The sequence below is a fragment of the Solilutibacter silvestris genome, from assembly GCF_050574925.1.
GTDB lineage: Bacteria > Pseudomonadota > Gammaproteobacteria > Xanthomonadales > Xanthomonadaceae > Solilutibacter > Solilutibacter silvestris_A.
Window position 1 is genome coordinate 89,602 of the sequence record NZ_JBCMOO010000004.1, and the last position, 14,550, is coordinate 104,151.

General features: G+C 64.6%; 9 protein-coding genes. 8 read left to right on the plus strand and 1 reads right to left on the minus strand.

Annotation, left to right across the window (positions count from 1 at the left end; all coding sequences use genetic code 11):
- The first annotated feature begins 110 nt into the window (after positions 1-110).
- The 4 genes from ABE093_RS09845 (at position 111) to ABE093_RS09860 (ending at position 6,057) form a co-directional block, all read left to right on the plus strand.
- Positions 111-3,161, plus strand: a complete 3,051-nt coding sequence (locus ABE093_RS09845) for a TonB-dependent receptor (protein WP_430760711.1) — start codon at positions 111-113, stop codon at positions 3,159-3,161.
- A gap of 12 nt (positions 3,162-3,173) precedes the next feature.
- On the plus strand, positions 3,174-4,043 hold the full coding sequence (locus tag ABE093_RS09850; protein WP_430760712.1) for an alpha/beta hydrolase family protein: 870 nt from the start codon (positions 3,174-3,176) through the stop codon (positions 4,041-4,043).
- Positions 4,044-4,053: 10 nt separating this feature from the next.
- Positions 4,054-4,455, plus strand: a complete 402-nt coding sequence (locus ABE093_RS09855; RefSeq protein WP_430760713.1) for a winged helix-turn-helix domain-containing protein — start codon at positions 4,054-4,056, stop codon at positions 4,453-4,455.
- A gap of 105 nt (positions 4,456-4,560) precedes the next feature.
- A complete protein-coding gene (locus ABE093_RS09860) occupies positions 4,561-6,057 on the plus strand; it encodes a PLP-dependent aminotransferase family protein (RefSeq protein ID WP_430760714.1) in 1,497 nt (498 codons plus the stop codon).
- Positions 6,058-6,063: 6 nt separating this feature from the next.
- Here ABE093_RS09860 and ABE093_RS09865 read toward each other — a convergent pair whose 3' ends face one another.
- Positions 6,064-6,834, minus strand: coding sequence for an FAD-binding oxidoreductase (locus ABE093_RS09865; RefSeq protein ID WP_430760715.1), 771 nt, complete (start codon positions 6,832-6,834; stop codon positions 6,064-6,066).
- A 46-nt stretch (positions 6,835-6,880) separates the two neighbouring features.
- On the opposite strand from ABE093_RS09865, the gene ABE093_RS09870 reads away from it, so the two are divergent.
- The 4 genes from ABE093_RS09870 to ABE093_RS09885 all read left to right on the plus strand — a co-directional run bounded on the left by ABE093_RS09870 (position 6,881) and on the right by ABE093_RS09885 (position 14,345).
- Complete coding sequence (locus ABE093_RS09870; RefSeq protein ID WP_430760716.1) at positions 6,881-7,828, plus strand: ABC transporter ATP-binding protein; 948 nt, start codon at positions 6,881-6,883, stop codon at positions 7,826-7,828.
- Positions 7,825-8,601 (plus strand): ABC transporter permease, encoded by a 777-nt coding sequence (locus ABE093_RS09875; RefSeq protein WP_430760717.1) that lies wholly within the window; start codon positions 7,825-7,827, stop codon positions 8,599-8,601. The genes ABE093_RS09870 and ABE093_RS09875 overlap by 4 nt, the downstream gene beginning before the upstream one ends.
- A gap of 66 nt (positions 8,602-8,667) precedes the next feature.
- Positions 8,668-10,431, plus strand: coding sequence for an autotransporter assembly complex protein TamA (locus tag ABE093_RS09880; RefSeq protein WP_430760718.1), 1,764 nt, complete (start codon positions 8,668-8,670; stop codon positions 10,429-10,431).
- On the plus strand, positions 10,428-14,345 hold the full coding sequence (locus ABE093_RS09885) for a translocation/assembly module TamB domain-containing protein (RefSeq protein ID WP_430760719.1): 3,918 nt from the start codon (positions 10,428-10,430) through the stop codon (positions 14,343-14,345). The genes ABE093_RS09880 and ABE093_RS09885 overlap by 4 nt, the downstream gene beginning before the upstream one ends.
- Positions 14,346-14,550 lie beyond the last annotated feature (205 nt).

Consider the following 14,550-nt stretch of genomic DNA (forward strand, 5'->3'; position numbering starts at 1 on the left):
TCCAATTCGAAACCATGCGTCGATGCCAATCCAAAAATGGGTTGTAAACGTCTTGTTCGATGAATTTTTCCGACACATAGTCGAAACGTCATCCACGAGAGTCCACTGCAATGGCATTCGATTCGATTTCAGACAAGACCGGTTTCAAGCGCAGTGCGCTGGTGATTGCCCTCGGCATCTGCTTTGCAGGAAACGTCCACGCGCAATCGACCACCGGCACGGTCTTCGGCAACGCAGCGCCCGGAGAAACCATCACCCTGGTCAGTGAAACCGGCTTCGCACGCACGGTCACCGCCGACAGCACGGGACGCTACAACGCGGGCAATCTGCCGATCGGCAACTACACCGTCACCGCGAAGAAAGGCGACCAGGTCGTCGGCACCAAGCAGGTGTTGGTGAAAGTGAGTTCGGGCACGGAAGCATCGTTCGCCGGTGCGCAGGCGACGGCGGGCAACGAACTCGGTACGATCACCGTGACGTCGACCGGTGCCGGCATCGACGTGACGCAGGTCGATTCGCGCACGGTGATTACCGCGAAGGATCTCGCCGTGCTGCCAATCGCGCGCAGTGCCGAAGCCATTGCGCTGCTGGCGCCGGGCACGGTCCAAGGCAGCGGTTTCTTCGGTAGCGCGGTGTCGTTCGGCGGCTCCAGCGTGACCGAGAACGCGTACTACATCAACGGCTTCAACGTGTCCGATCCGCTGGCCAACATCGGCGGCCTCAGCCTGCCTTACGGATCGATCTCCCAACAGGAAACCTATACCGGCGGTTACAGCGCCATGTATGGTCGTTCCGATGGCGGGGTGATCAACCAGGTCGGCAAGCGCGGCACCAAGGAATGGCACTTCGGCGGACAGATTTCCATGCGTCCGAAGGCGCTGGCTTCGGCGCCGAAGGATGTCTATTACCCGAAGGCGATGAGTCTTCCGGGTGGCACCAATACCGGTGATCCGGCGAGCGCGATCGGCACGGTCAACGCGGATGGCGTTCTTGTCAGCGCGTGGCACTACGACAACCCGAACAATCCGGGCACGTTGTTCCAGAAGCGCAACGACGACAAGTTGTGGAACACGATCTACTCGGCCTACGTCGGCGGTCCGCTGGTTCCCGACCGGCTGTATTTCTTCCTGTCGGCGGAGAAGTCGAAGGATTCCCTGATCGCGACAACCAGCAAGGCAGGGGCACCGACGCGTGCGCACAACGACAATGCATCAAGGAAGATCTACAGCAAGATCGACTGGAACATCAATGATTCCAACATCCTCGAACTGACCGGGATCAAGGAAAACGACAATACCCACGGCTCGACGTACGCGTACGACTATTCCACGTTCAGCCAGGGGAAATTCCTGTCGCCCTCGACGCCGAGCAAGCTCAACACGACGGTCTATATCGCCAAGTACACCAACTACCTGACCGACAACCTGAACTTCTCGGTGACCTACGGCAAGGACACGGTGCGCAATCCGACGATGGTGGCCACCGTCAGCGCGCTGCCGAACATCAATCGTCCCGACCTGATTCCGGTAGCGAAGCTGCCTGCGGGCGTAACCAATCCCAGCCAGCTGGTGCTGCCGCAGCTGTCGAACGTCGGCGCGACGCCGGGCGCCAGGATGACGGCCACCGGCGTGCGCTTCGACGTCGAATACAAGATCGGGTCCCACCAACTGACCGGTGGCATCGACAACATGACGTACAAGGCGTTCGATCAGGGCGGCACGACCAGCGGCCCCGGTTATTTCTGGCAGTACCGCGCCGGCGGCAATGTGGTGCGCAAGCTCTACTTCAACTCGCTGGCATCGATGTCGGTGGTGCAGAAGGCGATGTATCTCGAGGACGTCTGGCAGGTCAACGACCGCTTCATGCTGAAGGCCGGCCTGCGCAGCGACGACTTCAACAACAAGAACAACGCCGGCCAGAGCTATGTCCACGAGAAGCACCAGATCGCGCCGCGCCTCGGCTTCGCCTGGGATCTCCATGGCGACTCGTCGATGAAGCTGTACGGCAATCTGGGTCGTTACTACCTGGCGTTGCCGAACGAAGTCGCCATCCGCGGTGCATCGCCGTCCACCAACTACCGGATTTCATGCAACTACGCGAGTGTCGACATCAATGGCCAGCCGCTTGGCCTGTCCAATTGCGGTGCGCCTTTCTCGGCGAACGGCGAGTTCGGCCAGCCGGTCGATCCGGCTTCGATCGCGTCCAAGAACCTGAAGCCGCAGTATCAGGATGAAGCGATCCTCGGCTTCGACTGGCAGTTCCGCAAGAACTGGATCGCCGGTGTGAAGGGCACCTACCGCAAGCTGGGCACCGTGATCGACGACTGGTGCGACACCAGTTTCATCGCCGACAAACTGGATGCGTCCGGCCTCGGCTCCACGAACTACACCATCCCCGGCTGCTACATCATCAATCCCGGCCGCACCAACGTGTTCCACGTCGCCAAGGCCAACGGTTCCGGCTATACCGACGTGACGATGACCAACGAGGAGCTCGGCTTCGGCAACCTGAAACCGATCCGCAAGTACATGGCGCTGGACCTGTACCTGGAACATCCGTTCGACGGCAAGTGGCAGGCACGCATCGACTACACCTGGAGTCGCAACCCGGGCAATACCGAGGGACAGGTCAAGTCCGATATCGGCCAAGGCGACATTTCCAAGACCCAGGACTGGGATTCCGCCGGACTGATGTACAACGCCTACGGCATGATGGCGAACGACCGTCGTCATGCCCTGCGCATGCGCGGCATGTATCAGCTCACGCCGGAATGGCTGTTGACCGGCAAACTGCTCGTGCAGTCGGGTGTGCCAAAGAACTGCCTGGGCTTCTTCTTCAACGATGCCGATCCGATCGGCTACGGCTCGTCCTACCACACCTGCTTCAACAAGGACTCGGCGCCGGGCAAGGAACACGGCCCGTGGACGAAGCAGCTGGACCTGGGCATCGTCTATCGCCCGAGGTACTTCAACAAGAAGCTGACGGTCGCGGCGAACGTGTTCAACGTCACCAACGAACGCAAGCCGCTCCAGTACAGCGCACGGCTGGAAACCAGCGCGACCGGGAGTCCAGGCGACGGCACGGTGCTGAGCACCTACGGTGGGCCGTTGTTCTTCCAGCAGCCGCGTTACGTACAATTGAGCGTGAGCTACGACTACTGACGGGATTCCCGAATGCGCCTGCATGTCGTCGTTACCGCGATCCTGCTGTCCGCAACCTCGTCATTGCCTGCGCAATCTTCCGTTGCGCAGGCGATCGCGACGGATCCGCCGCGGGACAGTACCCATCCCGCGCGCATGGAAGTGCTGCACATTCCGACGCACGGGAACATCATCAACGGCATCGCCTATCTCGCGGCCGGAAGCGGGACGCATCCGACCGTGGTGTTCTTCCATGGCCTGCCCGGCAACGAGAAGAACCAGGACCTTGCGCAGGCCGTGCGGCGGGCGGGCTGGAATGCGGTGGTCTTCAGCTATCGCGGTTCCTGGGGCAGCCCCGGGAAGTTCAGCTTTGCAGGCAATCTGGAAGACGCCGATGCCGTGCTCGCGTATGTCGAGGATTCCGCCAATGCGCGCAAATACGGCATCGATGCCAAGCGCGTGGTTGTGGTCGGGCACAGCATGGGCGGATGGGTCGCCGCGCAGGTGGCCTCGCACCATCCGGAGTTGATCGGGGCCGCACTGATCTCCGCCGCCGACATGGGGCGCATCGGCACGATGCCGCGCGCGCAGGTCGTCGCGGGCATGCGCGATGGGATGGAATCACTGACGGGCACCACGCCGGAACGGATGGCGGATGAGCTCGCCACCGGGTCCGCGCGCTGGACCTTCGATGCCGCGGCGCCGCGGCTGGCAAAGATGCCGATGCTGGTCCTGACCTCCGACGACGGATTCGCGATGTTCGGCGATGGCCTGGCGGCAAAGCTCAAGGCCGAAGGCAATGCGCAGATCACCACCCTGCATCGGGCGACGGATCATTCGTGGTCGGATTCGCGGATCGCGCTCGCGACGACGTTGCTCCAATGGCTGCAGGCATTGCGCTAGCCCGGTGGACATGAGAACAGCCACGACGGAAGAGACGGGGTTGCTGCTCGAGGCGCGCTCGCTCGTTCGCGTATTCCAGATTTTCGGCAACATCGAACGCACGATGATCCTGTTCATGATCGCGACCGGGAACGGCATCACGGCGACGGATATCGCCGAGGCCATCCAGGTCAGCAAGCCGCATGCATACCAGCACCTGAAGCGACTGATCGCGGGCGGCTGGATCAAGCCGGTCAGGCGCGGGCATGCGCGCGGCTATGTCTGCAGCAATCTCGAGGTCCATCTGTTGCTGACGAGCTTGCGTACGATCGCGCGGGCGCAGGGCAGTGTTTTCCCCAAGGGGCGTCGCCGGGATCCGGCGATGATCCTGAATTTCCGCCAGTGGCAGGACCTGAAGGCGCCAGCGGCATAAGTCCAATTTTCGCGGTTGCCAGCGGCAATTGGACCAGCTCGCCATGCCTGCTTTGGTCGCATACTCCGGACCAACGGTGCGAACCCGTCCGAGTGGATGCAAGGCATGGACATCTTTCTGGATGGTGAAGGCGCGATCTACCAGCAACTGGTGCGCGGACTGAAGAACGCCATCGCCAGCGGGCGGTTGGCGGAAGGCGAACGATTGCCGCCGTCGCGCGACCTGTGCCGCCAGTTGGGCATCTCCAGGACCACGGTGGTCGCGGCCTATGAACTCCTGAGAGCGGAGGGTTACACCAATACCGTCACCGGTTCCGGCAGTTTTGTCGCGAAGAGCCGGTTCGCCAAGGATCGCGGCAGCCACCTGCAATCGGCGATTCCGCCGCAGAACGAGCGCAGCCGGATCGCGCGCAGCGTCTTCGATCTCAAGAACATGCCGGGGCGCCGGCCGGATGGAATCCGGCATGCCTTCGAGTACGGGCAACCCATCCGCAACAAGAACATGGACGCGTTGTGGGCGAAGGAGATCCGCAAGGCGATCCCGCGCGCGGCCAACCGCTATCCGCGGGTACAGGGAAACCCGGAACTCCGGAGCGCGCTGGCGCACCACATCGAGCGCAGTCGCGGCATCGTCTGCGATGCCGACGACATCCTCATCGTGGCGGGCGTGCAGCAGGCGATCCAGGTCTGCATCCAGGCGTTGTTGAATGCCGGCGATAGCGTGGCGTTCGAGGAGCCGGGATACTTCAGTGCGCGCAAGCTGTTCCAGATCGCCGGCGCCAGGATCGTTCCGGTGCCGGTCGATCGCGATGGCATGGTGGTGGACGAGATTCCGCCCGGCGTGCAACTGATCTACACCACGCCGTCGCACCAGTTCCCGACCGGCACGGTGTTGTCGGAAGCGCGGCGAACGGCGCTGCTGGACTATGCGCAGCGCAGCGGGGCCTGGGTGATCGAAGACGATTACGACGGCGAATTCAGGATCAACGGCCCGGCATTGCTGTCGCTGCATGCGTCCGATCGCAACGGACGCACGATCTATGTCGGCACGTTGTCGAAATCGTTCTCCGCCGGAATTCGCCTGGGATACATCGTGGCGCCACCGGCCTTGCAGCAGGACCTGCTGGCGGCGAAATGGACGCTCGATTTCGGCTCGCCCACGCTGGAGCAAATGGCCCTAGCCGGACTGATCCAGAGCGGCGCCTACGCCCGGCACCTGCGCTGGGTGTCGGAGGAGTTGCTGAGCCGACGCACCGCGCTCGCCTCCGAACTGATGGCGCGCTTCGGCACGACCGCGAGTTTCGCCCTGCCCAGATCGGGGATGCACCTGCTGGCGACGTTCAAGAGTCTTGGCGCGGATGCGGGCGCGATGCTGGTCAGGCGCGGCCATCAGGAAGGACTCGCGCTCTACACGGTCGATCCCTGCTACGTGCAACCGCCGGAAGCATTGGGCCTGATCCTCGGCTTCTCGTCGATGAGCGTGCCCGATATCCGTGAAGGCATGGCCATCCTCGAGCGCGTCCTGTCGCCATTGCTGCAGCAGGCGGAGCACAACGGGACGAATTCCGCGAACGTGGTTCCGTTGAAGCGGCTCGTCAAATAGAGCCGGTCACTTCAGGCTGATGTACTTCTCGCGGCGGATGTCCTTCATCGGCAGGCCGTGTTCCTTCAGCGCGGCGACCACGGCATCGACCATGTTGGGATTGCCGCACATGTAGGCGATGTCGTCGCCGGCGGTCGGCGCGAGTTCGGCCAGGCGGTTCTGCACGTAACCGTGCGCGGGTTCGGCATGGGCGAAGGCCGCGACATCGTCGCCACTCAACGCTTCCCGCGACAGGCAGGGCAGGTAGCGGAACTTGCCCGGATGCTTGTCGACCATCGCCAGGAATTCGTCGGCGAACAGCAGTTCCGAGGGCACGCGGGCGCCGTGGACCAAGACGACTTCGATGCCGCGTTCGCGGATCAACGCGTCGAGCTGCGGCAGCATCGAGCGATAGCTGGCGACGCCGGTGCCGGTGGCGATCAGCAGGTAGCGGCGGTTGGCGTCGTCCGGCTTGAGGGTGAACAGGCCGAGCGGGCCGCTGGCCTGCAGGTGGTCGCCGATCTCCATGCCCTGGAACAGCGCGGTGGCGGCGCCGCCGGGCACGATGCTGGCGACGAACTCGACCGCCTCGCCGCAGGCGATGCGGTGGTCGTGGCGGGTGGCGCAGGAATAGCTGCGGCGCGCGGTGCTGCCATCGGCCAGCGGGAAATGGATCTGGATGAACTGCCCGGGGGTGTAGTCCAGGGCTTCGCCGTCGTCGCGGACGAAGGCGAGGTGGAGGACGGAGGCAGCGATCTGCCGGCGTTCGAGCAGCCGGATTGGGAAGAACTTCGACATAAGACTCCTATAATAACGGGTCTCTCCTTTGCGATCCTTCGCTGCAATGACGGATTCCGCCCGCGTGCCCGCCCTGAGCGTGCATGACCTCCGCAAGACCTACGACAACGGCGTCGAAGCCCTCAAGGGCATCTCGCTGGACGTTCAACCCGGCGATTTCTACGCGCTGCTCGGCCCCAATGGCGCCGGCAAGTCGACCCTGATCGGCATCATCAGCTCGCTGGTCAACAAGACCTCGGGCAGCGTCGAGGTGTTCGGCGTCGATATCGATCGCCATCGCGACGCCGCGATGCGCCTGATCGGGCTGGTGCCGCAGGAACTCAACTTCAACATGTTCGAGAAGCCGCTCGACATCTGCGTGAACTATGCGGGCTTCTACGGCATTCCGCGCGAAGTCGCCCTGCCGCGCGCCGAGGCGGTGCTGAAGGACGCGCTGCTGTGGGACAAGCACGACAAGATGAGCCGCACGCTGTCCGGCGGCATGAAGCGCCGCCTGATGATCGCGCGCGCGCTGATGACCGAGCCGCGTCTCTTGATCCTCGACGAACCGACCGCCGGCGTCGACATCGAGATCCGTCGCGGCATGTGGGAAACCCTGAAGCGGATCAACGCCGCCGGCACCACCATCATCCTCACCACGCACTACCTGGAGGAAGCGGAAAGCCTGTGCCGCAACCTCGCCATCATCAACCGCGGCCAGATCGTCGCCGAGGGACCGATGAAGGCGTTGCTGGCCAAGCTCGACGTCGAGGGCTTCCTGTTCGACATCGATGGCGAACTGCCGGCACAGTTGCCGCAGATCGAAGGCACCACGCTGGTGGCGATCGACGGCCACACCATCGATCTCGAGATGCCGCGGGCGATGGATCTCAACCGCGTGTTCGCCGCCTTCGCCGACGCCGGCATCCGCGTGCGCTCGATGCGCACCAAATCGAATCGACTGGAGGAATTGTTCGTGCGCATGGTTGCCGATCCCAAGGAGGCGCAGGCATGAGTGGCGCGAACCCGAATCTGGTCGCCTTCTTTACCGTCGCGCGACGCGAAGTGATGCGGATCCTGCGCATCTGGGGCCAGACCCTGATGCCGCCGGCGATCACCATGACGCTGTACTTCCTGATCTTCGGCGGGCTGATCGGTTCGCGGGTGGGGACCATGGACGGCATCCGCTACATGGACTTCATCGTGCCGGGCCTGGTGATGATGTCGATCATCCAGAACAGCTACGGCAACATCAGTTCGAGTTTCTTCGGCGCCAAGTTCGGCCGCCACATCGAGGAACTGCTGGTCTCGCCGATGCCGAACTGGGTCATGCTGGCGGGCTACGTCGCCGGCGCGGTGCTGCGCGGCCTGATGGTCGGCGCGATCGTGCTGGTGATCGCGATGTTCTTCACCCATGTGCGGGTACCGCATCCGCTGGTGACGATCGCATCGGTGCTGCTGGGTGCGACCATCTTCTCGCTGGCCGGCTTCATCAACGCGGTCTACGCCAAGAAGTTCGATGATGTCGCCATCGTGCCGACCTTCATCCTCACCCCGCTGACCTATCTCGGCGGCGTGTTCTATTCGGTCAAGCTCCTGCCGGAATGGGCCCAGACGCTGACCCATCTCAATCCGATCTTCTACATGGTGAATGCGTTCCGCTATGGCCTGCTCGGACAGAGCGACGTGGCGATGGGCGCGGCCTTCGGCCTGATGCTGCTGTTCGTCATCGGCCTGACCACGCTCGCGCTGTGGTTGCTCAAGCGCGGCGTCGGCATGCGCAGCTGACGGAAGCCAGGCGAATGTGGGGGATGCGTTAACGCCCGACGCATCCCGGACGGTATCCTGTGGGCGATGCGCTTCCCTCGACTCCTGCCGGTGTTGTTCTGCCTGTCCTGCGCCAGCGCCCAGGCGGCGCAGGTGAAGCGCGTGGAGGTCCGCGGCATCGACGGGGCGATGGCGAACGACGTTCGCGCGGCGCTGTCGCTGGAGGATGCGATCGGCAAGCAGGTGTCGGATCGCCGCCTCGATTACCTGCTCGAGGAGGCCGAGACGGAAACGCGCAACGCGCTGGAACCGTATGGCTATTACTCGCCGCAGATCAAGGTGACGCCATCGAGCGATCGCAACGCGCTGGTCGTCACCATCGACGTCCAGCGCGGCGATCCGGTGATCGTGCGCAAGGTCGCCTACGGCATCGAAGGCCCGGGTGCCCAGGACCAGTACCTGACGCAGGACATCCAGAAGGTGCAGCCGGTGCCGGGCCGCGTGTTCGACCAGAGCGCCTATGAAGCCGGCAAGACCGCGATCACCCAGCGCCTGGCCCAGCGCGGCTATTTCGATTCCGATTTCATCAGCCACAAGGTCGAGGTGACACGCGCCGCGCACGCCGCCGATGTCGACCTGCGCTGGGCCAGCGGCGAACGCTATGAAATGGGACCGGTGACGTTCGAGCAGACGCCGAACGAGATCATCAACCAGAAGTTGCTGGAACGCCTGGTGTACTGGAACGAAGGCGATTACTACCATCAGGGCCGTCTCGATCGCCTGCGCAAATCGCTGACCTCGCTCGATTACTTCAGCCGCGTCGACATCGAACCGCTGCCCGGCGACGCCAAGGACCTGCGCGTGCCGGTGCAGGTCACGCTGGAACCGGCCAAACGCAGCATCTATACCGCTGGCGTGAGCTACGGCACCGACAGTGGTCCCGGCGCGCGTTTCGGACTGGAGCGTCGCTATCTCAACAAGCGCGGCCACAAGGCGCTGGCGCAGGTCGACTACGCCCAGAAGCGCAAGGTGGCGACGCTGCAATATCGCGTGCCGGCCTTCAAATGGCTGGATGGCTGGTACACCGCCGGTCTGCAGTTCGGCGACGAGCAGAGCCGCTACATCGACAACCGTCGCACCGAGCTGGTGTTCAGCCGGACCGGGCAGATCAACACCAAGCTCGACGCCGCGATCTCGCTGCACGTGCTGCGCGAACGCTGGGCCTATACCGACGGCACCTTGAAGACGCCGTACCAGACCGCCAGCCTGAGCTTCCCGCAACTCGACATGCACTACGTCAGCGTCGACGATCGCCTGTATCCGCGGCGCGGCATCGGCGCGAATTTCACCTTGCGTGGTGGTTCGGCCGGTGCAGGCGGGGGATTCCTCCAGGGCCATGCGCGCGCGCAGTGGTTTCACGGCCTGGGTCCGCAGGATCGCCTGATCCTGCGCGGCGAACTCGGTTACACCGTCGCCAAGGACGCGCTGGCGTTGCCGCCGTCGCTGCGTTTCTTCGCCGGTGGCGATCGCAGCATCCGCGGTTACAACTGGCGCGAAGTCGGTCCGCGCCTCGTGGATCCGAAGGGACGCTATCTGTTCGCCTATGGCGCCAAGAATGTCGTGACCAGCAGCGTCGAATACGAACGCTACTTCAACGCGAGCTGGGGCGCGGCGGCATTCGTCGATGGCGGCAGCGCCTTCGATGATCGCAAGCTCGACTGGCATACCGGCGTCGGCTTCGGCGTGCGTTGGCGTTCGCCGGTCGGCCCGGTGCGCATCGACATCGCACGTGGATTGAAGCATCCCGATTCGCCGTTCACGCTTCACCTCAACATCGGCGCCGACCTGTGAGTCGCGATCTCGAAAAACGCTATGGGCTGGAACCGCTGCCGGACGATGCGACGCCGGAACAGCGCGAGGCGCGCATCGCCGACTTGCGCGGCCTGCGCCGCAAGCGCGCGCGCAAGATCGCCTGGCGCAGCGGACTGGGCATGTTGCTGCTGGCCGTGCTCGCGGTCGCGGGCCTGTACTGGCTGCTGACCACGATCGCCGGTCGCGACTTCCTGCTCGCGCGCATCCGCGGCCTGTTGCCGATCGGCACCGAGCTGAGCTGGAAGAGCGCTGAAGGCCCGGTGTCGGGCCCGATGACGCTGCATGGCGTCCACGTCGTCTATCGCGGTTGTCCCGACGAGGATGGCAAGCCGGTGACGTATCCGGCGTGCAAGACGCCCCTGGTCACCACCTTCAACGCGAATACGGTGACGATCAGGCCGATGTTGCAGCCCTTGCTCGGTCGCAAGCTGCGCCTGGATTCGATCGCGATCACCGACGCCACGCTCGATCTTCCGCACAGCGATAAGCCGTTCGAATTGCCGCGCTGGCCGCAATCGCTGCCGCAGATCGGCACGCCGTTGCCGATCCGTTTCGATGCCATCGCCATCGACAATCTCGCGGTGACGCGCGTCGGCGTGCCGCTGGTCGACATCCGCAGCGTGCGTGGCGCGCTGGAAGTGGAAGAGGGGCGGCTGCACGCCGACCACCTGGTCGCGGAAACCGATCGCGGCGACTTCAAGGTGCACGGCGATTACGCACCGGCCGATCGCTACCGCATGGCGCTGACGGCATCCGCGCTGATGCCGGCGCCGCTGGGGCGCACGCGCCCGGTGATCGGCCTGGCCGCGCGTGGCGATCTCGATCGCATGGATATCGCGCTGTCCGGCAACGCGCCGGCGCCGCTTTACGCGCACCTCACCTTGAAGGACGGCGAACGCAATCCGGTGTGGAGCCTGCGCGCGAATGCCGAGTCGCTCGATCCCGGCCTGCTTGCCGGGACATCGGAACCCACGACGCCGCTGAGTTTCGACCTGCAGGGCGATGGCAAGGATTACGAGGCGACGTTGCATGGCAAATTCGATCGCGGCGACCTGCATGCGGTGATCCAGCCATCGAAGGTGCGGCTCGCCAACCAGGTGCTGGAACTCAAGCCCGTGGTCGTCGATATCTTCGGCGGGCGCATCGCCGCGACCGGGCATGGCGATTTCAGCCCCGCCAAGAACGGGCAATTCGATTTCGCGGTCGTCGCCCGCGGACTGCGTTGGGGCAAGGATGCGGACGCGATCGGCGCCAGCGCCGACTTCCGTTTCTCGGGCGTCACCAGCAAGTGGAATGCGACCGGAACCGGTGTCGCGGTGCGCGGCAAGGACAGCGCCCAGGTCACGTTCGACGGCATCGGCGATGGCGAAGGCGTGAACTTCAATTCGCTGCGCGCGACGATGCCGCAGGGACGGCTGGATGCGCGCGGTCGCGTCGCCTGGGCGCCGAGCCTGAACTGGAAGGCCGATGCCACGCTGGCGGGATTCGATCCCGGCTATTTCCTGCCGGAGTGGAAGGGCGCGTTGAACGGTCGCATCGCAACCACCGGGACGACGCGCAGCGATCGTCGCATAGACATCGTGGTGGACGCGCAGCAGCTCGGCGGCAAGCTGCGCGATCGCGCCATCTCCGGGCGCGCGAAGATGGAATTGCGCACGGCAGCGACCGCCAAGGACGTGATGGAATTCGGTGGCGATGTCGCGCTCACGCTCGGTGGCAGCCGCATCGATGCCAAGGGTCGCGTTGATCGCGCCTTCAATGTCGATGCCAAGTTGAATCCACTGCGTCTCGACGATCTGTTGCCGAACGCCGCCGGCACGCTGGCGGGCACGCTGAAGATCACCGGGCCGCGCAATGGTCCCGACATCGATGCCGATCTCAACGGAACCGGCCTGCGCTACGGCAGTTATCGCGCGGCGACCTTGAGCGCGCGCGGACGCCTGCCGTGGCAGAACGGCAACGGCAATCTCGCGATCACCGGCAGCGGCATCGAAGCGGGCATGACCTTCGATCGCCTCGAAGCGCACGCGACCGGCGCGATGGAGCATCTCGCGCTCACCGCGAACGCCAGCGGCGGCATGGGCCAACTCTCCGTCACCGGCAATGCCTTGAAGCAGGGCAACGACTGGCGCGGCACCTTGTCGTCGCTGCATCTTGCGCCGGTCAAGGGCGCGGCGTGGCAGTTGCAAGCGCCCGCGCAGTTCGCGCAGCACGGCAGCAACTGGACGCTGTCGCAGAGCTGTTTCAGTTCCACTGCCGGCGGCAGCCTGTGCGCGAATGCCGAATGGCCGCGCCGTGGCGTGCAGGTCGACGGGCATGGCTTGCCGCTGGCGCTGGCGTTGCCGTATCTGCCGCCGCGCAAGGACGGCAAGCCGTGGGATCTCGAGGGCGAGATCGCATTGACCGGCGCGGTGCAGCCGGTGGGCGGCAGCTGGCGCGGCAACGTGCACCTGACATCGCCGCGCGGTGGCGTGCGCGTTCCGGTGCAACGCCATGTGACCGCGTTCGAGTGGCAGAACCTGACGCTCGATGCGACCTTCGATCCCAACCGCCTGCAAGGGAAATTGAACGCCGGCTACAACGGCAACGGCCACATCATCGCGGATGTCTCGACCGGTTGGGACGAACACGCGCCACTCGCCGGCAGCATCGATGTCGATACTCGCGACCTCACCCTGATCGAGCTGTTCTCGCCCGACATCGTCGATCCGCAGGGGCATCTCGCCGGTCACATCCTGCTGGCGGGTTCGCGCGCCGCGCCGCGCATCGGCGGTAATGCCGTGCTCAGCGAGTTCCGCACCGACCTGCCGGCACTCGGCCTGGTGATCGACAACGGCACGATCAAGATGGAAGCGCAGGCCGATGGCAATGCGCGCATCAGCGGCAACCTGCGTTCCGGCGAAGGCACCTTGAACGTCGACGGCACGCTGGGCTGGCTGGGCCAGGACACGCCGCTGCAGTTGTCGGTGAAGGGTCGCAACGTCCTGGTGTCGGACACGCGCGAACTCAAGGCGGTTGCCGATCCCGACGTGCTGGTGAAGTTCCGCGCCGGCCAACCGTTGACGGTCACCGGCACCGTCGGCCTGCCATCGGCGACCATCGATCTCGAACGCCTGAGCGGTGGCGCGACGCGATCCAGCGACGTGGTGATCCTCGATCCGGTTGATCCCGAGCGCACCAGTTCCGGACTGCCGCTCGATCTCGATCTCAAGCTCGCGCTCGGCGACAACGTCAACATCAACGGCTTCGGACTGAAGGGTCAGCTCGGCGGCAGCCTGCGCGTGCGTGCGCGGCCCGGTCGCGACACGCTGGCGACCGGTACCCTCGATGTCAGCGGACGCTATCGCGCCTATGGGCAGAACCTCACCATCACCCGCGGACGCCTGGTGTGGTCGAACGATCCGGTCGGCAATCCGGTGCTGGACGTGCGTGCCGAACGCGCACTCGGCGATGTCACCGCCGGCATTTCGGTGAGCGGCCGCGCGTCACGACCGCAGGCGGACGTGTGGAGCGATCCCGCCAGCAGCCAGGACGATGCGCTGGCGCTGCTGGTGACCGGTCATTCCTTGTCCGGGCTCGACAGCAACGCACAGAGCGAAGTGAGCGCGATGTCGGCCGCGCTGAACGCGGGTGAGGGCCTGTTGGCCTCGCAGCTGGGATCGAAGATCGGCCTCGACGATGCCGGCGTGATGCAGTCGCGCGCGCTGGGTGGCAGCGTGCTCGGCGTCGGCAAGTATCTGTCGCCGAAGATGTACGTCGGCTACGGCGTGTCGCTGCTCGGCACCGGCCAGGTGCTGATGCTGAAATACCTGCTACGCAAGGGCTTCGACATCCAGATCGAGTCGAGCACGGTCGAGAACCGTGCATCGGTGAATTGGCGGAAGGAGAAGTAACAACATCGCACGCGCTGGCTTGGCGGGAGGCCAGCTCCGGTGCGTGGGACGCCGCAAGTACATCCATGTAGGCTCATGCGCCGCATCCATGCGGCGCAATGCCCACGCCCCGGACTGGCGCACCCGCCCGCCGCGCGCGTGTTGTTGCTTTCTGAGAGAGAAGCGAAAAGCCCGTCACCGGCAGCGTCTGTGCGGTTCGTCCGTA